The following is a 23144-nucleotide window of genomic DNA, read 5'->3' on the forward strand; positions in this document are numbered from 1 at the left end:
CTCAGTCCTCGGTGAGTGCTGCCGCGTAGGCGCGCACCGACCGGTTGTACCGCGGCAGGGCCGGTTCGATCGTCTCGACGGCCAGCCGCAGCGCCTCGTCGCTCCGCCCGGCACTGTGCAGGGCGAGCGCGAGGAACACCGCCGGAGCGTCGCCGATCGACGGGTGGGCGGGGGCTGCGCGGAGCATCGTGATCGCGTCCTCGACCCGGCCCAGGTTACGGAGCGTCGACGCGTGCTGGATCACCATCTGAGCGGCACGGATCGGGTCGACCGTCCCCAGCCCCTCCGCGGTGGCCCGGCTGTACTCGACGTCGGCCTCGACCTCGTGCCCGCCGGAGTCGTACGCACCGCCGAGCTCGAAGGCCCCGAGCGCCGGGTGCGGTGCGGCGTCGGCCAGCTCCCGCATCCGGACGATCCGCTGTTCGCCGTCGGCGTCGGGGTCGGCCCAGAGAGCGTCGACGTGCTGCTGCCACTCCGTCATGTCCACCGCGCCAGCTTAGGGGGCGCCCCGATCCCGGACCGTTGGCCCGTCAGCCTTCGGTGCCCCGTCAGGCCTCGGTGACCCGCCCGGCCTCGACACGCCACTGCCGGTCGAGCTGCACGGTGTCGAGCATCCGCCGGTCGTGGGTCACCAGCAGCAGGGTCCCCTCGTACGTCTCGAGCGCCTGCTCCAGCTGTTCGATCGCGGTGAGGTCCAGGTGGTTCGTCGGCTCGTCGAGCACGAGCACGTTCACCCCGCGGGCCTGCAGGAGCGCCAGTCCGGCCCGGGTGCGCTCACCGGGCGAGAGCTCACCGGCGGCGCGTCCCACGTGGTCGGCCTTCAGCCCGAACTTCGCCAGCAGGGTGCGGACGTCCGCCGTCGTCATCTCGGGGACCAGCCCCTCGAACACCGCCGCGAGCGGCTCCGCACCCGTGAACAGCGAGCGGGCCTGGTCGACCTCGCCCACGGCGACGCTCGACCCGATCGACGCGGTGCCGCTCGTCGGTTCCTGCCGCCCGAGCAGCGCCCGCAGCAGCGTCGACTTGCCGGCGCCGTTCGGGCCCGTGATGCCGATCCGGTCGCCGCCGTTCACCTGCAGCGACACCGGGCCGAGCGTGAAGTCGCCCTGCTCGTACCGGGCGTCGGACAGCGTCGCGACGACGGCGGAGGACCGCGGCGCCTGGCCGATCGTGAACTCGAGCTGCCACTCCTTGCGGGGTTCCTCGACCTCGTCCAGTCGGGCGATCCGCGACTCCATCTGCCGGACTTTCTGCGCCTGCTTCTCGCTCGACTCGCTCGCGGCCTTGCGGCGGATCTTGTCGTTGTCCGGCGCCTTCTTCATCGCGTTGCGCACACCCTGGCTGGACCACTCGCGCTGGGTCCGGGCACGCGAAACCAGGTCGGCCTTCGTCGCCGCGAAGTCGTCGTAGGCGTCGCGCTTGTGCTGGCGGGCGATCTCGCGTTCCTCGAGGTACGCGTCGTACCCGCCACCGAACAGGCGGTTCGAGGACTGCGCCAGGTCGAGTTCGAGGACCGCCGTCACCGAGCGCGCCAGGAACTCGCGGTCGTGGCTGACCAGCACGACACCGCCGCGGAGGCCGCGCACGAAGTCCTCGAGCCGGTCCAGCCCGTCCAGGTCCAGGTCGTTCGTCGGCTCGTCGAGCAGCACGATGTCGAAGCGTGAGAGCAGCAGCGCCGCGAGCCCCACACGGGCCGCCTGACCACCGGACAGCGACGTCATGAGTGAGTCCGCGGTGACCGAGCCGTCGGGTGCGTCGAGGGTCAGGCCGAGGTCGGCGAGCACCACCGGCATCCGCTCGTCGAGGTCGGCGGCTCCCGAGGCCAGCCACCGCTCGAGCGCCGTCGAGTAGCGGTCCGCGGCGGCGTCGCCGGCGTCCGGCTCGCCGAGGGCCAGGGCCGTCGCGTCCATCTCCGTCGCCGCCTCGGCACACCCGGTCCGGCGGGCGACGTACCCGGCGACCGTCTCGCCGGCCACCCGCTCGTGCTCCTGCGGCAGCCAGCCGACGAACGCGTCCGTCGGGGACAGCGACACGGTGCCGGCGAGCGGCTCGTCGACCCCGGCCAGCAGGCGCAGCAGGGTCGACTTGCCGGCGCCGTTCACGCCGACGACGCCGATCACGTCACCGGGCGCGACCGTGAGGTCGAGGGAGTCGAACAGCGTGCGGGCGGCGTAGCCGCCGGCGAGCCCCTTGGCGACGAGCGTGGCGGTCATCCCCACATCGTCCCACCTCGCCGGGCCGGGCACGCACCGGACGGGAGGCACGGTGCGGTCCGGTCCCGTGCCTCCCGCCCGGTGCGCTGCCAGACTGACGGCATGCGACGCGTGCTGGTGCTGGGCGGGACCGGGTGGTTGGGGCGGGCGGTCGCTGAGGCTGCGCTGCGGGACGGTGCCGAGGTGACGTGTCTGGCACGGGGCGCGTCGGGGGAGCCGCCGGCCGGTGCACGGTTCGTCCGGGCCGACCGCTCGGCAGACGACGCGTACTCCGGCCTGCGCGACACCTGGGAGGACGTCGTCGAGTTGGCGACCGACCCGGCGCACGTGACGGGGGCGCTCGACGCCCTCTCAGCCCGCGCCGCGCACTGGACGTTCGTCTCGACTGTCTCCGTGTACGCCCGCACCGACCGGGCCGGCGACGACGAGGACGCACCCGTCGTCGAGCCCGTCGACCCGACGCAGTACGCCGATGCGAAGGTCGCTGGCGAGCGAGCGACCCGGCGGGCACGGGGGACGGACGCGCTCGTGGTCCGCCCGGGGCTCATCGTCGGGCCCGGCGACCCGAGCGACCGCTTCGGCTACTGGGCAGCCCGGCTCGATCGCGGCGGCGACGTCGTGACGCCCGTCCTGGAGGACCGCGCCGTGCAGGTCGTCGACGTCACGGACCTGGCGGAGTGGATCGTCCGCGCCGGGCGAGCGGGCACGGTCGGGACCGTCGACGCCGTCGGACCGAGCACGTCGATGGGGGCGTTCCTCGACGAGGTGCGGTCCGTGACCGGGTTCGACGGGAGGCTCGTGGCCGTCGACGACGACACCCTCCTGGCGCAGGGGGTCGCGTACTGGGCGGGACCGGCCTCGCTGCCGCTGTGGATCCCGGTCGGCGAGGTGGGGTTCGCCCGGCGGGCTGGTCTGGCGTTCCTGGCGGCCGGCGGGACGGTCCGGCCGCTCGCCGAGACGGTGCGGCGTGTCGTCGAGGACGAGCGGGCCCGAGGGGTGGGGCGGGTGCGGCGATCGGGGCTCACCGACGCGGAGGAGCGGCGGGTGCTCGACGTGGTCCGTCTGGGCTAGCGCGCCTCGGGGGTGGGTCCGGGGGCCGGGGCCGGGGTCGGCGCCGGCGCCGGTCCTGCTCCAGGTTCGAGGGGTGCTGCCGAGTCGAACGCGACGGTGAGCAGGGGCAGCTCGTCGCGGGGGAGCACCGCCGTCAGGACCCGCCCGTCGTCGAGTACGGTCGCCAGGCCGAGCACGAAGGGGCCCGTGTCGAGGAGCAGGCCCGGGCGCTCGACGCCGTCGACCAGGACCGGATGCCCGGGCTGGACGCTGCGCTCGTCGACCAGCGTCGGCCAGGGGTGCTCGGTCGGGTCCGGGACGCCGTGTTCGTCGCGGTACTGGTTCATCAGGACGTACCGCACGTGCTGCACGAGGGTCTCCGCCGCCATGGGACGGGTCGTTCCGGGTGCGGACCAGTGCGTCTGGACTGCCTCCCACAGCATCGGATACCGCATCCGCTCGACCCCGGCGATGAGCCAGGCCGGGCGCGGCCACGGCGGGACCTCCTCGAGCGACCGCCGCCGCTCGTCATCCAGCACCGCCAGGTTCACCGGGTCGCTGCGGTCGTCGGGGTTCCGCCAAAGCGTGTACTGCCGGGACACGGTCGCACTCACCAGCACACCGTCGTGTTCGCTGGTCTGCACGCCGAGGGAGCCGGAGTCCTCGAGGTGCCGCTGCGCGCGGAGACCGGCGACGTCGAACCCGAGCGCACGGGCCGCGGCCCGCTGCTCGAGCTGTGGGTCGGGCGCGTCCGCGCCGAGCACTCCGACGAAGTCCATGCGGCGAGCTTGGTCACTCCGGAGGACCCGGTCAAGCACCACCGGTCCAGCAAAAGGCGCAGCGCAACGAAATTCGTTATGCTCGCCGCATGTCGATCCCCGATGAGCGAGCCGCTGCGCTCCGCCAGAAGAGCTCCGTCAGCTTCGTGTTCGTCGTCTCCCTCGGCATGATCCTGGTCGCTGCCGTCCGTGCCTGGTTCATCGTCGCCGGCATGATCGACCAGCTCACGCACCGGACGACCGGGATCGACTGGACCTGGACGCTCGAGATGCCGGTCGCCCGCCCGTCGGGGGCGCCTGTCGACGGTGCGAGGGTCGTGGCCGGGACGACGCCGGCGGTGACCGAGATGGTCGGACGGGTGCAGGACCTCCCGGCCTCGACGATCGTGCTGCACGACCTGAGCGACCTCGTCACCGTCCTCACCGCGGGCGGGATCGCAGTCTGCCTGCTGCTCGTGACCCGCAGCATCGGCGACGGGCGTCCGTTCGCCCGGACCTGCTCACGCGCGCTCACGACGCTCGCGGTCATCGTGTTCGCGGGGTTCGAGGCCGCCTCGGTCCTGCAGACCGCCAGCGAGCTGACGCAGCCGTCGATCGCCGGGGCGCTGCCCGAGTTCCTCGGCACGTACACCGGCCACGGCGGGGACCTGGGCGCCCCGTTCTGGCCGCTCGTCGCCGCAGCCGGACTGTCCGCCCTCGCGGCGGTCTTCCGGACGGCCGCCGGGTACCGGGACGACTCGTCCGGACTGGTCTGATGGCGATCGTCTGCCGACTCGACGAACTGCTGCTGGCGCGCGGGATGACGCTCGTCGACCTCTCCGAACAGGTCGGGGTGAGCACCGTGAACCTCTCGATCCTCAAGAACGGGCACGCGAAGGCGGTCCGCTTCAGCACGCTCGAAGCGATCTGCGTGGCACTCGGCTGCCAGGTGGGCGAGCTGCTCACGCAGGTGCCGGACGCGTCGGCCTAGGCTCGGTCCGTGTTCGAACTCCACCACCTGTCGGCGCAGGAACTCTGGGACTGGATCCGCCGCGGCGACACCACCGCCCGCGAGCTCACCGACCACTACCTCGCCCGCATCGAGCGGCTCGACCCCGAGCTCGGCGCGTTCGTGGCCGTCACCGCCGAGGCCGCGCGTGCCCGGGCCGACCACCTCGGCGACCTGGTGCCGACGTCGCGGCCGTTGTGGGGCCTCCCGTCCGCGGACAAGGACCTGACGGACCGACGCGGGGTGCCCACCCGGTCCGGGACGCTCGCCCTGCCGGGGGACCCGGCGGCGGCCGACCATCCGCTCGTCGCGGCGCTCGACGACGCCGGGGCGATCAGCCTGGGCAAGACGGCGACCCCGGAGTTCGGCATGTCGTCGTCCTCCGAGACGCGCTTCGGCACCACCCGCAACCCGTACGACACCACGCGGGCCCCGGGCGGGTCGTCGAGCGGCGCCGCAGTCGCCGTCGCGGCCGGGCTGCTGCCGGCGGCCGTCGGGTCGGACGGCGGCGGCTCGGTGCGGATCCCGGCGGCCGCCACGGGCCTGGTGGGACTGAAGCCGAGCCGCGGTCGTGTGCCGTCGATGCCCGGGCGTGCCGGACTGGGCGGACTCGCCGTCGCCGGACCGCTGACCCGGACCGTCGCCGATGCCGGGATGCTGCTCGACGCCCTCGTCGCACCGACCGGGGTGCCGGAGCGGCAGCCGTACGCGCTCGTGACGCCCGACGTCGGCGACGGGCCCTTCACCGCGGCGGCCGTCCGAGGCGAGGGGCGCTTCGTCGTCGGTCTGCTCGAGGGCTCGCCGTGGGACGACTTCGTGGACGTGGTCGTCGACCCGGCCGCGCGGGAGGCCGTGGACACCGCCGTCCGCGTGCTCGGCGAGGTCGGACACGGGGTCGAGGACGTGACGATGCCGCGCCTGCCGTACGCCGAGCCGTTCCAGGTGGCGTGGGAGTCCTCCGGCGCCGGCATCGCCCGGATCCCGGGGATCGACCTGTCGGCCCTGACACCGCTCGTCGCCTGGCTGGTCGAGCGCGGGCGGTCGCTCACGAGCACGCAGGTGCTCGACGCGATGGCCGGACTCGACGCGTTCTCGGTCGCGCTGATCCGGGCGTTCGACCGGTTCGACGCCGTCCTCACCCCGACGCTCGCGATGACCCCGCGGCCGCTCGGCTGGTACGGCGACGACCCGGAGGAGGACTTCCGGCGCCAGTGCGCGTACTCGCCCTGGACCTCGATGGCGAACGTGTCGGGGCTGCCTGCCATCACGCTGCCCGTCGGGGTCACCGGCGAGGGGCACCCGGACGGCGCAGGGCTGCCGATGGGCGTGCAGCTCATCGGGCGCCCGGGTGGGGAGCGGGTGCTCCTGGCGGTCGGGGCGCAGCTCGAGCGCCGGCTGCGCTGGCAGCGGCGGCACCCGGCCGGCTGGTAGCGCGGGCGGCCGGACTGCGTCTGTCGGGCGCGCCCGGGTGCTGCCGCCGAGTGGCCACGACTCGTCGTTCTGGGGCGGAGTTGCCGACGGTTCGTGACCGGTCGGCGGAGGTGAGCGGGGTGTCGTGACCGGTCGGCGCTGGGGGTGCGGGCTGCGCCGTTACTCGCGCCGTCGGCCGCGGGTGCTGTCCGGCGCGCCCGGGTGCTGCCGCCGAGTGGCCACGACTCGTCGTTGTGGGGCGGCGTTTCAGACGGTTCGTGACCGGTCGGCGGAGCTGAGCGGGGTGTCGTGACCGGTCGGCGAACCCCGCCGCCCCCGGCCCTACGGCAGCGTCGGCGCCGCCGCGACCAGGGCCCGCGTGACCTCGTGCGTCGGCGCGTCGAGCAGGGACACCGGGCCGTGCTCGACGATCCGCCCCGCCGACATCACCGCGACGGTGTCGCACAGCCGCTGCACCACGCCGATGTCGTGCGACACGAGCACGAGCGTCGCCCCGAGGTCGTCGACGAACGAGCGGAACAGGTCGATCACGCGGGCACGGACCACGACGTCGAGGGCACTCATCGGTTCGTCCCCGAACAGGATCCGCGGCCGGTGCACCACCGCGCGGGCGATCGCGATCCGCTGCCGCTGCCCGCCCGAGAACTCGTGCGGGTACCGGTCGGCGGCGTCCGCGGGCAGGTCCACCCGTTCCAGGACGGCAGCCACCATCGCCCGGTGGTGGCCCGCGACCCGGAGCGCCCGGAGCGGTTCGGCGACGATCGCCCCGACGCGCATCCGCGGGTCGAGTGAGGCGACCGGGTCCTGGAACACGATGCCGGTCTCCCGACGGAACCAGCGCGAAGACGCGGCCGATGCCCGCGCGTCCACGGGGCGGCCCGACGCGTGCACGGTGCCGGTGGTGGGAGCCTCCAGTCCGGCGAGGAGACGGACGAGCGTCGACTTGCCGGACCCGGACTCGCCGACGATCCCGAGCCGTGATCCGGCCGCGACGGTCAGGTCGACGCCGTCGACGGCGGTGCGGACCGCGCCCGGCTCGAACGGGCTGCGACGGGGGAGTCGGTACGTGCGGCGGAGGTCCGCGCCGACCAGTGCCGGCGCGGTGGGGTCGGGGTCGGTCACGAGGTCCTCCTGGCGGTGGCGCGCGCCGCCTCGACGAGCGCCACGGTGGCGGGGTGCCCGGGCGTGGCGAGCAGGTCGGCGACGCGGCCCTGCTCGACGACGCGCCCGGCCTCGAGGACGACCGCCGTGTCCGCGATCCGCGACAGCACCGCCAGGTCGTGCGTCACGAACAGCATGCCGGTGCCCCGGGAGACCGTCAGCGACTCGAACAGGTCGAGGATCCGGGCCTGCGTGGTCACGTCGAGCGCCGTGGTCGGCTCGTCCGCGACCAGGAACGCCGGCTCGCCGGCCATCGCCATCGCGATGCAGATCCGCTGCCGCTGCCCACCGGACAGTTGATGCGGGTACTGCCGGAGCAGCAGTTCCGGGTCGGGCAGGCCGACGTCCCGGGCGAGTCCGACGGCGGCCTCGGCAGCGGCGCGCCGGTCCAGGCCGCGGTGCAGCCGGAGCGGTTCGACGATCTGCTTGCCGACCCGGCGGAGCGGGTCGAGCGCGGTGCCCGGCTCCTGGAACACCATGCCGATCGCCGCACCGCGGGTCCGGGCACGCTCGCGGTCGGGCAGGCCGACGAGCTCCCGGCCGTCCAGGCGGATGCTGCCGGTGACCGTCGCCCCGGCGGGCTCCAGGCCCATCAGGGCGAGCGAGGTCATCGACTTCCCCGACCCGGACGCGCCGATCACGCCGACACGTCGGCCGGGAGGCACGGCGAACGTCACGTCGTCGAGCACCGTCCGCTCCGCGATCCGGACCGTCAACCCGCGGACGTCGAGGCCGGGCGCTGCCGTCTCGTCGCTCATGCGATCCCCTCCGTCCCGGCGACGGTGCCGGTGCTGGGGCCGGTCGTACCGGAGGTGCCGGTGCCGGTTGTACCGGTGGTGCTGGTGCTGGTGCTGGTGGGGGTCGCCGCGTCCGGCCCCCGCCGGCTCGTCGTCAGCCGCGGGTCGGTGGCGTCCCGGACGGCGTCGCCGAGCAGCGACAGCGCCATCACGACGATCGCGATCGCCGCTCCCGGCCAGGTCGCACTCCACGGGTGCACGCCGATGTAGGTCTGCAGGTCGGACAGCAGCCGGCCCCACGAGGCCGTCCCCGCGTCGGCGCCGTAGCCCAGGTAGGACAGTCCGGCCTCGGCGAGGACCGCGGTCGCCATCGCGAGCGAGAGCTGCACGGTGAACAGCGGCGCGGCGTTCGGCACGAGGTGGCGGAACAGCACGCCGAGCGGGCCGACCCCCGACGCCCGGGCCGCGACGACGTAGTCGCTGCGGGCGATGCGGCGGATCTCGCCGCGGGCGACACGGGCGATGGTGACGCCGAACGCCAGCCCGACGGACACCACGACGACGCCGAGCGACCCGCCGTACACCGCGGTGAGGAGCATCGCGGTGAGCAGGGTGGGGAACGCGACCAGGACGTCGAGGAGCACCGCGGTGGCCTCACGGACCCAGCGGGCGGTGAGCGAGCCGATCGCGGTGAGGACGATGCCGACGACGCTCGCGATGACCCCGGCGCCGACCGCGACGACGAGCGTGGTCCGGGTGCCGGTGAGCAGGTAGCTGGCGATGTCGCGGCCGACCCCGTCGGTGCCGAACCAGTGTGCGGCGCTCGGACGCTCCCACTGGTGGAACGGGTCGGTGCGGAACGGGTTCTCGGGCGTCCAGACGAGCGACACCGCGGCCAGCACGACGAGCAGCCCCAGGACGACGACGGCGAACAGTCCGGTCGGGGTCCGGAGCAGTCGGCGGAGCGCGGTCACGACGCGGCCTCGCGCTGCCGCGGGTCGAGCACACGGTGCAGCACGTCGACGGCGAACCCGACGAGCAGCACGAGTCCGGTGAGCACGAGCAGCTCGGACTGCACCTTCGTGATGTCGCGGCGGCCGACGTCGGTGACGAGCATGCGGCCGACCCCGGGCAGCGAGAACAGCTGCTCGACGACGACCGCGCCCACGAGCAGTCCGGCGATCTGGACCCCGAGGACGGCGAGCACCGTGAGTGCGACGCTCGGCAGCCCGTGGCGGAGGAGGGCACGGTTCTTCGTCAGGCCGATCGCCGCCGCGGTCCGGACGTGGTCGGCGTCGAGGACGGACAGCGTCGCGGAGCGGGTGAAGCGGAGGATCACGGCGCCCTCCACCGCGCCGATGGTCAACGCGGGGAGCACGAGGGCGGCGAACGCCCGGTCGGGGGTGTCCCAGCCGTCGAGCGGGAAGCCCTGCACGGGCAGCCAGTGCAGGGTCACCGCGAACAGGGCGACGAGCAACATGCCGGCCCAGACGACCGGGATCGCAGCGACGGCCTGCGCGGCGGCGGAGATCACGGCACCGCCCGGTCGACGGCGGAGCACCGCAGCCAGGACCCCGAGTGGGACGCCGATGACCAGGGCGGCGGCCAGGGACATGCCGGCGAGGGGCAGCGTCACCGCGAGCTTCTGCGCGATCTCCGGGGCGACCGGGCCCCGGGTGACCAGGGAGTTGCCGAGGTCACCGCGGAACAGGCCGCCGATCCAGTCGAGGTACTGCAGCACGACGGGACGGTCGAGCCCGAGCTGCTCACGGAGCGCGGCGATCTGGGCGGGCGTCGCTTCGGCGCCGGCGACGACCTGCGCGACGTCGCCGGGGAGCACACGGAGCGTCGCGAAGACGATCAAGCTCGCCACGAGCAGTCCGACGGCGAGCAGGAGCACCCGCCCGACGAGGAATCGGGTCACGAGTCCGATGCTACGAGACGGCGAGGTCCGCCAGGTCCAGGCGGGTCGTGGTGCTGTCGAACGGGAACCCGGTGACGCCGTCGCGGATCGCGGTCGTGGTCGTCGCCGTGTACAGCCACTCGGCCGCGGCGTCCTCGCTGACGATCTTCGCCGCCTGCTGCAGGGCCCGCACCTTCTCGGTCTGGTCGGTGGTGGCGACCGAGGCCGCGTAGAGCCGCTGGACCTCGGCGTTGTCGTACCCGAAGTAGTAGTCCGGGTTCGCCCAGTTGCCGAAGTCCCGCGCCTCGGTGTGGTTCACCATGCTGAGGTCGAAGTCCTTCTTCTTGAAGACGGAGTCGAGCCAGGTCGCGAAGTCGACGCGCTGCACCTTCAGCGTGATGCCGACGTCGGCGAGTTCGGAGGTCAGGACGTCACCGATCGCCGTCGGGTACACGTTGGCGTAGGTCAGGGTCAGCGTCGGCTTCGTCACGCCGGCCTGCTGCAGGAGCTTCTTCGCCGCGGCCGGGTCGTACGCGTCGACGTCGGTCAGGTCCTGGTAGCCGGGGTCGAGGGCGGGGATCGGACCGCCCTGCTCCACCCCGCCGCCACCGATGGCCTTGATGACGGCCTTCGGGTCGATGGCCTGCCGGATCGCCCGGCGGACGCGGACGTCGGTGAACGGCGCCTGCTGGTCGTTGAAGGCCAGCGTGTACTTGTCGGTCGTCTTGCCGGTGTGCAGCGTCACGCCGGAGGTGCCCTGCAGCTGGCTCTTCAGCGTGCCGTCGACCGCGGTCTCGACGTCGAGGTCCCCGCCGGCCATCGCGTTGACGGCCGTCGACGGGTCGGTGATGTACCGGAAGACGACCTTCGCCACCTTCGCCTTCGCGCCCCAGTAGTCCGGGTTCCGGCGGAAGGTGAGCGAGTCGCCCTGCTTCCAGCTGGCGACCTCGAACGGCCCGGTGCCGTTCGCGGTCTTCGTCCGGTCGTTGCCCGCGGCCTGCTCGAGGACCAGCCCGGCCCGGCCGGTGAGGTTCCAGAGCAGGTCCGAGTCCGGCTTCGCCAGGGTCAGCGTGACGGTGTCGTCCCCGGTCGCTGCGACGGTCTTCACCGACGCGAGGTCGTCCGCGTCGACGTAGGACTCGTGCGCCTTGACGTCCTCGAGCGACCAGACGACGTCCTTCGCGGTGACCGGCTTGCCGTCCTGGAACGTCGCCCCGTCGCGGAGCGTGAACGTGTAGGTCAGGCCGTCGCCGGAGACCTGGTGCGAGGACGCCAGCACGTCGCGGACCTTCCCGTCCGCGGTCCGCCCGACGAGCCCCTGGTAGACGTTGTCGATGAGCACCTGGTCCAGGGCGTTCCCGCTCTGGGTGCGGATGTCGAGGCTCGTCGGTTCGAGCACCAGGCCGACCCGGACCGTCGCGTCGGCGCCGCCGCGGGTGTCGTCGGAGCCGCCGGAGCAGCCGGCCAGGGCGACCGAGGTCGCGACGGCGAGGGCTGCCGCGGCGAGGGCGGTGCGGTGGAGCGGACGCATGCTGGGTTCCTTCCCGGAGCCGACCCCGTCGGGGGCCGGATCGATCCGGTGCAGGGCCGGATCGGAGGCGCCGGGACGACGGTCGTCGGCGGCGCTCGGACGAGGCTACCGGGCGCTCGGGCGTCGGCGGTGTCAGGTCTCGGACGAAGTCGCAGGGGGTTCTTCGACGCCATCCAACAACGCGTGCGTACTCGCCCATTCCCGGATCGCCCGGGCGAGCGGCAACGGAGCCTGCGTCTGCACGGCGTGCCGAGACTCCACGGTGACGATCGTCGCGTCCGGCAACCGCTCGGCGAACGCCTGGTGCAGCTTGGGGGAAACGTACCCCCGGTCGCCCCGGACCAGCAGCAGCGGCACGTCGAGCTGCTCGAGGTCCGGCCACGCGTCCGCGAACCGCCCGACGGACGACATCCGGCCGCCGAGGTGCGGGAAGTGGTGTCGCCGGACGAGTCGACCGTCGGCGCCGACACGCGTGGAGTGCCGTGCCTCGCGGCGGAGAGTCGCCTCGTCCCCGCCGACCCGGGCCGCGATCGCCCGTTCGACGACCTCGTCGAGACTGCCGAACGACTCCTCGGACTCCAGCGCCCGGGCGATCCGGTCGACCGCCCGCTGCGCGAAGTCCGGCGACATGTCGACGAGCACGAGGCCGGTGACCCGCTCCGGCGCGAGGGCAGCCAGTCGTGCCGACAGGATCGCGCCGAGCGAGTGTCCGACGACCAGCCCCGGCGGCACGTCCAGGGCGTCCAGGGCGGCGAGGACGGTCGGTGCCGTCGCGGTCGCCGCGTAGTCCGCGTCCGCCCGCCAGGCCGACCGGCCGTGCCCCGGCAGGTCCAGCGCGACGGCCGGCTGGTCGACCGCGATCGCGGTCTGGTCGAAGCTGTGGGCGTCGATGCCGAGCCCGTGCAGGTAGGTGATCCGGGCCTCCCGTCCGGCCGCCGGCGGAGGGGTCCGCGACCAGCGGATCGCGGAGACCGTCCCACCGTCGGTCGGGACCTCCTGCCGGGAGGCGCGGAGCGGCTCGGTCACGCCGCTCGCGGCCGCCAGGGCGGGGACGTCGGCGAATTCGTCATCGTGCTCGGACACCCGTCCAGTGTCGCAGTGCGACGCGCCCTGTTCTCCTTAGGTTAGGCATGCCATACTCGAGGGGTGGCAGCCCGGTACCGCGTCTTCTCCGTCCGTGTGGCAGCCGTCTCGTCGCTCACCCCGCACTTCGTCCGGGTGACGCTGACCGGTGACGAGCTCGCGGACTTCTCGGCCGTCGGTCTCGACCAGCGCATCAAGGTGCTGCTGCCGCTCGACGGGCACGGGTTCTCCGACCTGCCCGAGGGCGAGGACTGGTTCGCGGCGTGGCGTGCCCTGCCGGACGCAACGCGCAACCCGATCCGCACCTACACGGTCCGCTCGTTCCGGCCGGATGCCCACGAGCTCGACATCGACTTCGTCGCCCACGGCGACGCCGGCCCGGCGTCCCGCTGGGTGTCGGCCTGCCGTGTCGGCGACGAACTGCGGATCGTCGGCCCGAGCATGCCGGAGTCGCCGGCCGACCTGCCCTCCGGTGCCGCCGAGTTCTCGCCCGGGTCCGCGAACCGGATCCTCCTCGCCGGGGACGAGACCGCCGCTCCCGCGATCTGCGCGATCCTCGAAGCGCTCGACGTCAGCGCCGTCGGCCACGTGTTCATCGAGGTCCCGACGGACGCCGACCGGCTGCCGGTCTCCGCGCCCGCCGGGGTCGAGGTCCGCTGGATCGCCCGGAACGGCGCCACGCACGGAGCCCGGATGACGGACCACGTGCACGCCTGGGCCTCGACCGTCGCCCCGGACCCGCTCGTCGTCGCCGGCCGTGCTGCCGCCGGCGCCGAACTGGCGGACGTGGACGTCGACCAGCAGGTGCTCTGGGACGTCCCGCGCGAGGACGACGACCTGCCGGTGTACGCCTGGATCGCGGGGGAGGCCGGCTGCGTCAAGGAGCTCCGCCGTCATCTCGTGCGGAGCGTCGGACTCGACCGCAAGCAGGTCGCGTTCATGGGGTACTGGCGGCACGGCAAGGCGGAGTGTTGAGCCCTGCCTCGGTGCTCACCCCGGAGGCCCCCGTCACGGCGCTCGGTGCCCGCGGACTCCGGCTCGGCTACGACGACCGCGTGGTCGTGCACGACCTCGACGTGGACGTCCCGGACGGCGAACTGACCGTCATCGTCGGGCCGAACGCGTGCGGCAAGTCGACGCTGCTCAAGGCACTGGCGCGGACGCTCAAGCCGTCGGCCGGCACCGTGTACCTGGACGGCCGACCGATCACGTCGTACCGCCCCAAGGCCGTCGCCCGGCGGGTCGCGATGCTGCCGCAGACGCCGATCGCCCCGGACGGCATCACCGTGCGGGACCTGGTGTCGCGCGGACGGTTCCCGCACCAGGATCTGCTGCACCCCTCGAGCGGAACCGATCGGCAGGTCGTGCAGGCTGCCCTGGCGCAGACCGACATCGTGGGGCTCGCCGACCGTGGCGTCGACGAGCTCTCGGGCGGGCAGCGGCAGCGGGTCTGGATCGCGATGGTGCTCGCGCAGCAGACCGACATCGTGCTGCTCGACGAGCCGACGACGTTCCTCGACATCGCGCACCAGTACGACGTGCTCGAGTTGGCGTCCACGCTGCACGCCGCCGGGCGGACGGTCGTCGCGGTGCTGCACGACCTGAACCAGGCGGCCCGGTACGCGACGCACATGATCGTGATGCGTGACGGCGTCATCGTGGCGCAGGGGACGCCGGAGTCGGTGGTCACCGAGGAGCTCGTCGCCGACGTCTTCGGGCTGCCGTGCGTGGTCGTCCCCGACCCGGAGACCGGCACGCCGCTGGTCGTCCCGCGCCGCGCGCGCTGAGCCGGGCTGCGCGGGCTGAGCCGGGCTGCGCGGGCTGAGCCGGCGCGTGCTGAGCCGGCCCGCCGCGCCCGGCCGGAGTCCGTCGAGCGGTCACACATCGTCGTTCTCAGCGCCGCGGATCGACGGAACATGACCGCTCGGCGGATCGGTTGCGGGGTGTCGTGACCGTTCGGCGCGAGGACGATCGCCGGTCGTGCCGCGCCGCCGCGGCTGAGCTGGCCCGCCGCGCCCGCTGAGCCTGGCGGCCGCGTCCGCTGAGCCGGGCCGGCACGCCCGGCAAGAGTTCGTCGAGCGGTCACACATCGTCGTTCTCAGGGCCGCGGAACGACGGAACGTGACCGCTCGGCGGATCGGGGGCGGGGTGTCGTGACCGTTCGGCGCGAGGAGGGTGGCCGGTCGTGTCGCGCCGCGCCGCGGGGGCCGAGCCGGCCTGGCGCGCCTGCTGGACTGGATCGGCGGCGCGGATCGGCTCCGCACAACAGGAACCGGCTCGAACCACGGGATCGCGTGGTTCGAGCCGGTTCCTGTTGTGCGTGTCCGGCTGACGCCGGGGGCCGGGGGCCGGGGGGCCGGCGGGCGTCAGCGGTAGCCGCCGTCCTCCAGCCCCGCCTCGACCTCGAAGCGGTTGCGCAGCGGATCCCGCCCGGCGACGCCGTACAGCAGGGGCATGAGCATGCCGTACCGGCGCCACTGCTCGACGTGCACGCGCTCGTGCCGGAGGACCCGGTCGCCGTCGTTGTCCCGTGTCAGGTAGACCGAGCCGACGCAGGTGCCGCCGCGCCGGAACACCCAGCGGGGCAGCCCCCGGCAGACGATCAACCCGTCGTAGACCCGGACCTGGCCGGTCGACAGGGGCAGCCCGATCGCCAGGCCGACGGCGGTCGCGAAGAGCCACCCGGCACGGGACACCGGCGAGGCGACGAGCGGGTTCCGCACGGGCTACTCGGGACGGCCGTAGGTCTCGAGCAGGCGGAGCCAGATCTCGTTCATGGTCGGGTAGGCGGGGACGGCGTGCCAGAGGCGCTCGAGCGGGACCTCGCCCACGACGGCGACGGTGGCCGCGTGCAGCATCTCGGCGACGTCCTGCCCGACGAAGGTGACCCCGACGACGACCCCGCGGGACTCGTCGACGACCATCTTCGCGCGGCCGGTGTAGCCGTCCGCCTGCAGTGCCGAGCCGGCGATGCTGCCCAGGTCGTACTCGACCGCGCGGACGTCGATGCCCTGCTGACGGGCCTGCTCCTCCGTGAGGCCGACGCTCGCGACCTCGGGGTCGGTGAAGGTGACCTGGGGGACCGCGGCGTGGTCGGCGGTGGCGACGTGGGCGCCCCACGGCTCGGCGTGCACCGGACGGCCCTGGACGCGTGCCGCGATGACCTCGCCGGCCGCACGGGCCTGGTACTTGCCCTGGTGGGTGAGCAGTGCGCGGTGGTTGACGTCGCCGACGGCGTACAGCCAGTCGGTGCCGGTGACGAGCATGGTGTCGTCGACGTCGAGCCACTCGCCGTCGGTCAGTCCGACCGAGGACAGTCCGAGGTGCTCGGTGCCGGGTGCGCGGCCGGTGGCGGCGAGGACCTCGCTGGTGACGAGGGTCGTGCCGTCGTCGAAGGTGGTGGTGACGAGGCCGTGCTCGTCGCGGTCGACGCGGGTGGGGTTCACGCCGGTGCGGACGTCGATGCCGAGTTCGCGCATGCCGTCGGCGACGAGTTCACCTGCGAAGGGCTCCATCCCGCCGAGCAGACCGTGGCGGGCGGCCAGGGTGACCGTCGCGCCGAGGGCGGCCCAGGCGGTCGCGAGCTCGGAGCCGGCGACGCCGCCGCCGATGACGAGCAGGCTCTCCGGGACCTCCTGCGCGCTGGTGCCTTCGCGGGTGCCCCACGGCTTCGCCTCGGCGAGGCCCGGGACCGGCGGCAGGGTGTGCACCGAGCCGGTGACCAGGGCGATCGCGTGCGCCGTGTACGCGGTGCCGCCGACCTCGATGGTCTTCTCACCGGTGATCGTGGCGCGGCCGCGGATCAGGGCGATGTCGGCGGACTCGAGCCACTGCACCTGTGAGGCGTCGTCCCAGTTGCTGGTGAACGAGTTGCGTCGGGCGAGCACGGCGGCGGCGTCGACGTCACCGGTCACGGCTTCCTTCGCGCCACCCAGGCGCTTGGCGGCCGCGACCGCGTGACTGCTGCGCAGCAGGGCCTTCGACGGCATGCAGGCCCAGTAGGAGCACTCACCGCCCACGAGTTCGGCTTCCACCACGGCGACCGACAGGCCGCGCTTGTGGGCGTAGTCCGCCACGTTCTCGCCGACAGCGCCGGCTCCGATCACGATGAGGTCGTAGTCCGTCATGCGGCCGAGCGTAGCCGCCGACGGGCGGGCATCAACCGGGAGCGGTGCGCTGTGTGGAGGACCCGTCGCGTCGGACCGGTCAAGCCGTGCGTGCCGCGGTGGACAGGGCGCCGACGACCCGCAGGATGACGCCCATGTCCTCGACTGCGCGGCTCGGGTCGACCGGGGCGAACCCGGTCAGGGCAGCGCCGACCAGGCGTCGTCCGGCCGTGGCCGCCTGGACGAGGGCGACGAGGGCAGCGCCGTCGATGCCGAAGGGGACCGGCTCGAGCAGCCCGTCGACCTCCGACGGGTCGAGCACGTCGAGGTCGACGTGCACGAACACGCTGTCGGCGCCGGTGCGCTCGACCGCTCCGCGCAGGGCGTCCGGCGTCGCAGCGTCGACGTCGAGGTGCGTGATGCCGGCGCGGTCCAGTGCCGCGGCCTCGGCGGACTCGGTGCCGCGGGTGCCCGCGACCACCACCGAGGCGGCCCGGACGACGGGCAGGTCCGGGAACAGGTCGGCGGGGCGGTCGACCAGGAGGCGCAGGGCGGCCGTCTCCGCAGCCACCGGTTGGGCCCGGTTCAGCGCCCGGAACCCGCTGGACCCGGAGAGCCGCACGACGGCCGTGTCCGGTCCGACGAGGACGGAGGCACCGAGCACGCTGGACCCGTCGCCGCCGATCACCAGGACCGGTTCGGTCGCGACCGCGGCTTCCTCGGCGACGGAACCCGAGACGGTGAGCACCGAGGTGTACCGGGCGACCGCCGTGTCCAGTCGGTCGCCGGCACCGGTCGGGACGTCGATCGTGGTGGTCGCCGTCCGGGGCAGGTCCGCTGCGACGGCGGCTGCTCCGTCCGCGAGCCGCATCGCACGGGACGACGCCGAACCCTGCCACTGACCGACCACGATGAAGCGCATCGTGTCAGTCTGTCAGGCGGGTCCGACGTCGTCCGGTGCAGTCGCGGTCAGACCGTCGGGCCGCCGGACTTCAGCGCGGCGAGACGGGCCTCGACCTCGGCGTCACGGCCGACGTCCTCGAGGCTCTCGAACTGCGCGTCGAGGCTCGACGCCTGCAGTTCCTGCTGCCCGATGACCTTGGCCTCTTCACGACGGACCTTCTCCTCGAAGCGGGCCAGGTCGCTGGTCGGGTCGGTGATGTCGATGTTGCCGAGGGCGTCGTTGACCTTGGACTGGGCTTCCGCCGTCTTGGCACGGGCGACCAGGGTGTTCCGCTTCGAACGGAGTTCTTCGAGCTTCTGTTCCATGCCGGCCAGACCCTGCTTGAGCTTCTCGACCTGCTCGTTCTGGGTTGCGAGCGGTGCGGCGTTGTCCTTGACCTCCTGCTCGGCGGCGATCTGCTTGCCGATCGCGATCTTGGCGAGGTTGTCGAACTTGTCCGCGTCGGCGGCCTTGCCCTCGGCGCGGTACCGGTCCGCCGCGGTGGAGGCGTTCGCGGCCTTCTGGCCCCACTCCTGGGCGGCGCGGACGTCTTCGTCGTTGTCCTGTTCGAGCAGGCGGAGGTTGCCGATGGTCTGCGCGATGGCGCTCTTGGCGTCCGCGATGTTGTTCGAGTAGTCACGGACGAGCTGGTCGAGCATCAGCTGCGGGTCCTCGGCGTTGTCGATGAGCTGGTTGATGTTCGCCCGGACGAGCGTGGAGATGCGGCCGAAGATGGACTGCTTTGCCATTGCTGGTTCCCTTTCGTGGATGGATCACTGGTGCGTTCGAGTGGTCTGGTCAGAAGCGTCCGCCGCCGGAGAAGCCCCCGCCGCCGCCTCCGCCGCCCCCGCCGCCGGAGAAGCCCCCGCCACCCCCGCCGAAGCCGCCGCCGCCCCCGAAGCTGCCGCCGCCGTAGCTGCCGCCGCGCCCGCCGAGCAGGCCGCCGAGGACGATGCCGGTGACGAGGCCGCCGAGCTGGGCACCGCCGCGCCCGCCGCCCATGCCGCCGCCGGCCCCCGGCCAACCGCCCATGTCGTCGTTCGCTTCGTCGATGGCTGCGGCGGCGTACTGCTCGGCTGCGCGGGCTGCCTGCAGGGCGCGCTGTGGGTCGGTCGTGGCGAGGTCGAGGGCGTCGTCGAGTGCCCGTTCGGCCTCGGACAGTCGGGTCCGGGCGGTCGAACCGACGCCGCCGCGGTGCGCGGTGACGTACTGCCGTGCCTGCGTGATCCGGCTGCGGGCGTCCCGCAGGGCGGCGTCGAGGGCCTGGGTCGCGCGGCGGTGCTGCTCCTCGGCGGTGCGGGCACTGGCGAGGGCGGCGTCGATGTCGGTGTTCGCCTTCGTCAGCGCGTCGACGGCCCCGACCGGGTCGCGCGGGTCGACGTCGGCGCGGAGGACCCGCTGTGCCCGGGCGACGGCGGCGGCGAGGTCGGGCCCGCCGGTGCGCAGCGTGCCTGCGGCGGCGAGGTCGCCCTCGATGTCGGCGCGCATCGCCTCGGCGCGGGTGGCGGCGTCGGCGAAGGTGGTCTCGGCTGCCGTGACGGCACCGGTGAGCTGCTGGACCTGGGCGAGTGCGTGTTGACCGTCCCGCACGGCGACGACCGCTTCGCCGCGGTCACCGGCGGCGAGGGCCGTCCGGGCTGCGGCGGCACGCTCGTCGGCGTACTGCAGGACCTCGGCCGCCTGGTCGACGTTGTCCGCCACGGTCGCGAGTGTCCGGCCGGTGTAGGCGCTCCGGACACGCTCGAGGGCGGCGCGCGCGGCGTCGACGGCCGCCGGGGCCGCGGCGAGCGAGGTCGTCAGCTCGGCGGAGGCGGTGTCCACCGTGTTCTCGAGGGCGCGGAGCTGGTCGAACGCCTCGGTCTGTGCCTCGAGCGCCGCGTGGGCCTGCTCGCACGTCGTGATGATCTGGTTCGACCAGTCGACGCGCTGCTGCGGGGTGTCCGGGACCTCGTCGTCGAGCTGCTGCTGCAGCGCGAAGGCCTTGCGGACCTCCCGCTTGGCGATCGCCACGGTGTCGGCGAACGGCTTCGCGGCGTCCTCGCCGAACTGCGCCGAGGCGAACCCGACCTCCTGCTCGGCGGTGCGGATCTCGTCGTCGATCGTGACGAGGGCGCCGCCGGCTCGACGTTCGAGTTCGGCGAGGGTCTGTTCCTGCTGCGCGCGCGTCGCAGCGGCCCGACGCTTGTTGCGGCTGCGGATCACCAGGACCGCGATGACGGCGGCCAGCACGGCGAGGCCGAGCAGGATCCACAGCCAGGTCAGGTCGGCGGGCTGCTGGCTCTGTTGCAGGCCGCTCGCGAACCCCGTCGCCGCCCCGGCCCAGTCACCCTGCTTGAGACGGGGGAGCAGGGCGTCGTCGACGGCGTTCTCGACGTCGCTGGAACTGATCGTGGTCTCGTTCGTCTGCTGGACGTCGTAGTTCCGCTCGTCGACCGCGACGGAGAGCAGGATGCCGTCCGTCTCGATCTGGTTGCGCTGCATCGTCGCCGCACCCCAGGCCGTGTGGTCGCTCGGGTCCGTGAACGACGGCACGAACACGACGTAGAGCTGGGTCCCGGTGTCCGTGTACAGCTGCTGGACGGCCCGTTCGACCTCGGCCTGCTGGGCTCCGGTGAGAGCGTCGGCGTCGTCGACGACGTAGGCGCTGCCGATGTCGACCGGGGCGGTCGCCTGCGCTCCGGCTGCGGGGAGCACGACGAGCGCCACTGCCGCCACCGCCGCGACGATCCCCGACACCAGGCGTGCCAGCCTCGTCGTCCCGGGGTCAGTCCTGCCGTCGACCGCGCGCATCCGTCCTCTTTCCGTGGTCCTGTCGACCGGGTCCGTGGCCGTCGCCCGGAGTCTATCCAGGGGTCCGCTGGGTGGACCGGGGCTGTGGACGACCCGATCTGCTGTGGACGGGATGTACCCCGTCCGGCTGCGGTCGACCCACGCAGGAAGCGGACAAGCCGAGAGGGGTGTCCCCCGAAGCGGGGTATGGTGAGTCCACGTCAACGAGGAAGGGGTCCAGCAATGGAGCGAGCGACCACCGCAGAAGTCGTCCCACTGGAGGACGGGTACCACCGCGTGTCGACACCGCTGAGCGGTGTGATCGGGTTCGTCCGCGAAAGTGACGGCCGGTACGAGGTCCTCCGTGGCCGCGTCCGGCAAGCGACCCGGTCCGAGGGCAAGTACGCGACCATGAACGTCGCGCTCATCGCCCTGACGCACGCCTGAACGCCGCCGTGTCGGACGGCGTCGTCGTCCGTGTCCTGTCCGGACGCGGGTCACGCGCCGCCGACCGGGAGGCGCTGGTCGCCCTCGTCACGGACGTCACCGACACCGCCCCCGCGCTGGTGCGCGTCGTCCGTCGCTGCCCGCACTGCGGAGCGGCCGACCACGGCCGACCGACAGCCGTCGCGGACGGTCACGACCTCGGTGTCAGCCTGTCGCGGACGACGGGGGTCCTGGCACTCGCCGTCGGCCCTGGCCCGGGCATGATCGGCGTCGACGTCGAACGTCCCTCCCGCGTCGCAGCCGCCGAGCTCGACGCGTTCACCCCGGGGGAGCGTGAGCGTGCCGCACGATCCGGGGCCGCCGCCGTCCACCGCACCGCGTGCTGGGCGGTGAAGGAAGCCGTCCTGAAACGCGACGGTCGGGGCCTCCGCGTCGACCCGACCGCGGTCGACGCCGTGCTCGACCACGGGATGCTCGACCACGCGATGCTCGATCACCTCGACCTCCACCACGCCACGTCCGTGCCCGCCCGGCACACCGCTCGACTCGACGGGCTCGTGCACCCGGTGACGGTCCTCCGGCTCGACGAGGACCTCGTGCTCGCCGTCGCGGCCGACGGCGCCCCGGTCACCGTCCAGGACCGACGCCACCGGACCGACGGAACCCGACCGACAGGCCCTACGGCAGCGCCGGCACCCCGGGCTCGTCGATCCACGGTCCGGTGACGAGCAGCACGTCGCCCGGGGTGCTCCCCGCGGCGGCGGCGAACGCGGCGACGACGTCGGGCGTCGTGACCGTGCCGTACCGGTGCCGCTCGGTGACGGTCCGGAGCCCGGCGGTGAAGGCGTCGTCGCCGATCGTGCGACGGAGGGCGTGCAGGGCGAGGGCTCCGCGCTTGTAGACGCGGTCGTCGAACATGTCCCGGGCGCCGGGGTCGGCGACGACCAGGTCCTGCGGCTGGTCGAGCAGCCCGGCGCGGTACTGCGCGGCCAGGTCGTCCGCCGAGTCGCCGCCGCGGTGCTCGGACCACAGCCACTCGGCGTAGCAGGCGAACCCCTCGTGCAGCCAGATGTCGCGCCACTGCCCGAGGGTCACCGAGTTCCCGAACCACTGGTGGGCGAGTTCGTGGGCGATGAGCCGGTCGGTGCCGTGTTCGCCGTCGACGTGGTTCCGGCCGAAGACCGCCAGGCCGTGCGCCTCGAGCGGGATCTCCAGCTCGTCGTCGGTGACCACGACGCCGTACTCGGCGAAGGGGTACGGGCCGAAGCGGTCGGTGAACAGGTCGATCATCTCCGGCACCCGTCCGAAGTCGGTCTTCGCCGCCGCGGTCAGGTCGGCCGGGTGGTGCAGGGTGACCGGGACGGCCCCGCCGCGGATCGTCGTGGTGCGGTAGCGGCCGATCTGCACGGTCGCCAGGTAGGTCGCCATCGGCTCGGTGACGGCGTAGGTCCACCGGGTACCGCGGGCGGTGCGGTCGCGGCCGAGCAGCTCCCCGTTCGCGACGACGTCGTAGCCGGCCTCGCAGGTGAGCTCGATGCGGTAGGTGGCCTTGTCGTCCGGGCGGTCGTTGCACGGGAACCAGGACGGGGCGCCGATCGGCTGGCTGGCGACGATGACGCCGTCGGTCAGTTCCTCCCAGCCGAGCGTGCCCCACGGGCTCCGGAGCGGTCGGGGTGCGCCGCGGTAGCGGACGTGCACGGCGAACTCGGCGCCGGCGGCGATCGGGGTCGCGGGCGTGACGGTGGTCTTGTGCGTCCCGACCGAGACCTTCTTCGCGCGCACGCCGTCGACGTCGACCCGGTCGACCGACAGCCCGTGCAGGTCGAGGACGACCTTGTCGAGCGGTTCGTTCGCCACCGCGGTGAGGGTGGCGGTCGCGTCGAGGCGGTTCGTGGCGACCCGGTAGTCCAGGTGCAGGTCGTGGTGGCGGCTCGACCAGCGCCGGTCGCCGCTGTGCGGGGTGTACGGGTCGGTGGCGGGATCGGTCTGCTTCACGGTGCCGG

General features: G+C 73.5%; 23 protein-coding genes. 8 read left to right on the forward strand and 15 right to left on the reverse strand.

Annotation, left to right across the window (positions count from 1 at the left end; genetic code table 11):
* Position 1: 1 nt before the first annotated feature.
* Together SOM35_RS04930 and SOM35_RS04935 are read right to left on the reverse strand one after the other, a co-directional pair.
* Entirely contained in the window at positions 2–481 is a 480-nt protein-coding gene (locus SOM35_RS04930; RefSeq protein WP_253467915.1) for a tetratricopeptide repeat protein, read from the reverse strand.
* 67 nt (positions 482–548) lie between these two features.
* Positions 549–2213 (reverse strand): ABC-F family ATP-binding cassette domain-containing protein, encoded by a 1665-nt coding sequence (locus tag SOM35_RS04935; protein ID WP_320514601.1) that lies wholly within the window; start codon positions 2211–2213, stop codon positions 549–551.
* A 102-nt stretch (positions 2214–2315) separates the two neighbouring features.
* On the opposite strand from SOM35_RS04935, the gene SOM35_RS04940 reads away from it, so the two are divergent.
* Positions 2316–3284, forward strand: coding sequence for an NAD-dependent epimerase/dehydratase family protein (locus tag SOM35_RS04940; protein ID WP_320514602.1), 969 nt, complete (start codon positions 2316–2318; stop codon positions 3282–3284).
* On the opposite strand, the gene SOM35_RS04945 is transcribed toward SOM35_RS04940, so the two are convergent.
* Positions 3281–4042, reverse strand: coding sequence for a hypothetical protein (locus tag SOM35_RS04945; RefSeq protein WP_320514603.1), 762 nt, complete (start codon positions 4040–4042; stop codon positions 3281–3283). The genes SOM35_RS04940 and SOM35_RS04945 overlap by 4 nt on opposite strands.
* 89 nt (positions 4043–4131) lie before the next feature.
* Between SOM35_RS04945 and SOM35_RS04950 the strand changes: the two genes are divergently transcribed.
* Genes SOM35_RS04950 through SOM35_RS04960 form a run of 3 tightly spaced genes read left to right on the forward strand, consistent with a single transcriptional unit; the run spans position 4132 to position 6461 of the window.
* The gene (locus SOM35_RS04950; RefSeq protein ID WP_320514604.1) at positions 4132–4797 is read left to right on the forward strand and encodes a hypothetical protein; all 666 of its coding nucleotides are present in this window, start codon (positions 4132–4134) and stop codon (positions 4795–4797) included.
* The gene (locus SOM35_RS04955; RefSeq protein ID WP_320514605.1) at positions 4797–5012 is read left to right on the forward strand and encodes a helix-turn-helix domain-containing protein; all 216 of its coding nucleotides are present in this window, start codon (positions 4797–4799) and stop codon (positions 5010–5012) included. The genes SOM35_RS04950 and SOM35_RS04955 overlap by 1 nt, the downstream gene beginning before the upstream one ends.
* Before the next feature lie 9 nt (positions 5013–5021).
* Positions 5022–6461 carry an amidase gene (locus SOM35_RS04960; protein ID WP_320514606.1) on the forward strand — a complete coding sequence of 480 codons (1440 nt, stop codon included), beginning with the start codon at positions 5022–5024 and terminating at the stop codon, positions 6459–6461.
* Between the two features lie 321 nt (positions 6462–6782).
* Here SOM35_RS04960 and SOM35_RS04965 read toward each other — a convergent pair whose 3' ends face one another.
* The 6 genes from SOM35_RS04965 to SOM35_RS04990 form a co-directional block, all read right to left on the reverse strand.
* Positions 6783–7583: an ABC transporter ATP-binding protein gene (locus SOM35_RS04965; RefSeq protein WP_320514607.1), complete on the reverse strand. Its 801-nt coding sequence runs from the start codon at positions 7581–7583 to the stop codon at positions 6783–6785.
* A complete protein-coding gene (locus SOM35_RS04970; RefSeq protein WP_320514608.1) occupies positions 7580–8380 on the reverse strand; it encodes an ABC transporter ATP-binding protein in 801 nt (266 codons plus the stop codon). The genes SOM35_RS04965 and SOM35_RS04970 overlap by 4 nt, the downstream gene beginning before the upstream one ends.
* The gene (locus SOM35_RS04975; protein WP_320514609.1) at positions 8377–9333 is read right to left on the reverse strand and encodes an ABC transporter permease; all 957 of its coding nucleotides are present in this window, start codon (positions 9331–9333) and stop codon (positions 8377–8379) included. Before SOM35_RS04975 ends, SOM35_RS04970 begins: the two co-directional genes overlap by 4 nt.
* The gene (locus tag SOM35_RS04980) at positions 9330–10283 is read right to left on the reverse strand and encodes an ABC transporter permease (protein WP_320514610.1); all 954 of its coding nucleotides are present in this window, start codon (positions 10281–10283) and stop codon (positions 9330–9332) included. The genes SOM35_RS04975 and SOM35_RS04980 overlap by 4 nt, the downstream gene beginning before the upstream one ends.
* 10 nt (positions 10284–10293) lie before the next feature.
* Positions 10294–11793 (reverse strand): ABC transporter substrate-binding protein, encoded by a 1500-nt coding sequence (locus tag SOM35_RS04985; RefSeq protein WP_320514611.1) that lies wholly within the window; start codon positions 11791–11793, stop codon positions 10294–10296.
* 132 nt (positions 11794–11925) lie between these two features.
* A complete protein-coding gene (locus SOM35_RS04990; RefSeq protein WP_221850346.1) occupies positions 11926–12876 on the reverse strand; it encodes an alpha/beta fold hydrolase in 951 nt (316 codons plus the stop codon).
* 63 nt (positions 12877–12939) lie between these two features.
* Here SOM35_RS04990 and SOM35_RS04995 point away from each other — a divergent pair, with 63 nt between their 5' ends.
* Positions 12940–13851: a siderophore-interacting protein gene (locus tag SOM35_RS04995; protein WP_320514612.1), complete on the forward strand. Its 912-nt coding sequence runs from the start codon at positions 12940–12942 to the stop codon at positions 13849–13851.
* On the forward strand, positions 13848–14663 hold the full coding sequence (locus SOM35_RS05000; RefSeq protein WP_320514613.1) for an ABC transporter ATP-binding protein: 816 nt from the start codon (positions 13848–13850) through the stop codon (positions 14661–14663). The genes SOM35_RS04995 and SOM35_RS05000 overlap by 4 nt, the downstream gene beginning before the upstream one ends.
* A gap of 579 nt (positions 14664–15242) precedes the next feature.
* On the opposite strand, the gene SOM35_RS05005 is transcribed toward SOM35_RS05000, so the two are convergent.
* From SOM35_RS05005 to SOM35_RS05025, 5 genes are all read right to left on the reverse strand, one after another.
* Entirely contained in the window at positions 15243–15599 is a 357-nt protein-coding gene (locus SOM35_RS05005) for a Fe-S oxidoreductase (protein WP_320514614.1), read from the reverse strand.
* Between the two features lie 3 nt (positions 15600–15602).
* The gene (locus SOM35_RS05010; RefSeq protein ID WP_320514615.1) at positions 15603–17003 is read right to left on the reverse strand and encodes a dihydrolipoyl dehydrogenase family protein; all 1401 of its coding nucleotides are present in this window, start codon (positions 17001–17003) and stop codon (positions 15603–15605) included.
* Between the two features lie 79 nt (positions 17004–17082).
* Positions 17083–17904 carry an arginase family protein gene (locus SOM35_RS05015; protein ID WP_111073636.1) on the reverse strand — a complete coding sequence of 274 codons (822 nt, stop codon included), beginning with the start codon at positions 17902–17904 and terminating at the stop codon, positions 17083–17085.
* 47 nt (positions 17905–17951) lie between these two features.
* Positions 17952–18674 (reverse strand): PspA/IM30 family protein, encoded by a 723-nt coding sequence (locus tag SOM35_RS05020; RefSeq protein WP_111073635.1) that lies wholly within the window; start codon positions 18672–18674, stop codon positions 17952–17954.
* Between the two features lie 49 nt (positions 18675–18723).
* Positions 18724–20715 (reverse strand): TPM domain-containing protein, encoded by a 1992-nt coding sequence (locus SOM35_RS05025; RefSeq protein ID WP_320514616.1) that lies wholly within the window; start codon positions 20713–20715, stop codon positions 18724–18726.
* Positions 20716–20937: 222 nt separating this feature from the next.
* On the opposite strand from SOM35_RS05025, the gene SOM35_RS05030 reads away from it, so the two are divergent.
* On the forward strand, positions 20938–21141 hold the full coding sequence (locus SOM35_RS05030; RefSeq protein WP_111043803.1) for a hypothetical protein: 204 nt from the start codon (positions 20938–20940) through the stop codon (positions 21139–21141).
* Positions 21142–21149: 8 nt separating this feature from the next.
* Complete coding sequence (locus tag SOM35_RS05035; RefSeq protein WP_320514617.1) at positions 21150–21866, forward strand: 4'-phosphopantetheinyl transferase family protein; 717 nt, start codon at positions 21150–21152, stop codon at positions 21864–21866.
* Here the strand turns inward: SOM35_RS05035 and SOM35_RS05040 are convergent.
* A complete protein-coding gene (locus SOM35_RS05040; RefSeq protein WP_320514618.1) occupies positions 21820–23136 on the reverse strand; it encodes a M1 family metallopeptidase in 1317 nt (438 codons plus the stop codon). The two genes, SOM35_RS05035 and SOM35_RS05040, sit on opposite strands and share 47 nt — an antisense overlap.
* Between the last annotated feature and the right edge of the window lie 8 nt (positions 23137–23144).

It is taken from the genome of Curtobacterium sp. CFBP9011, from assembly GCF_034045095.1.
Classification (GTDB): domain Bacteria; phylum Actinomycetota; class Actinomycetes; order Actinomycetales; family Microbacteriaceae; genus Curtobacterium.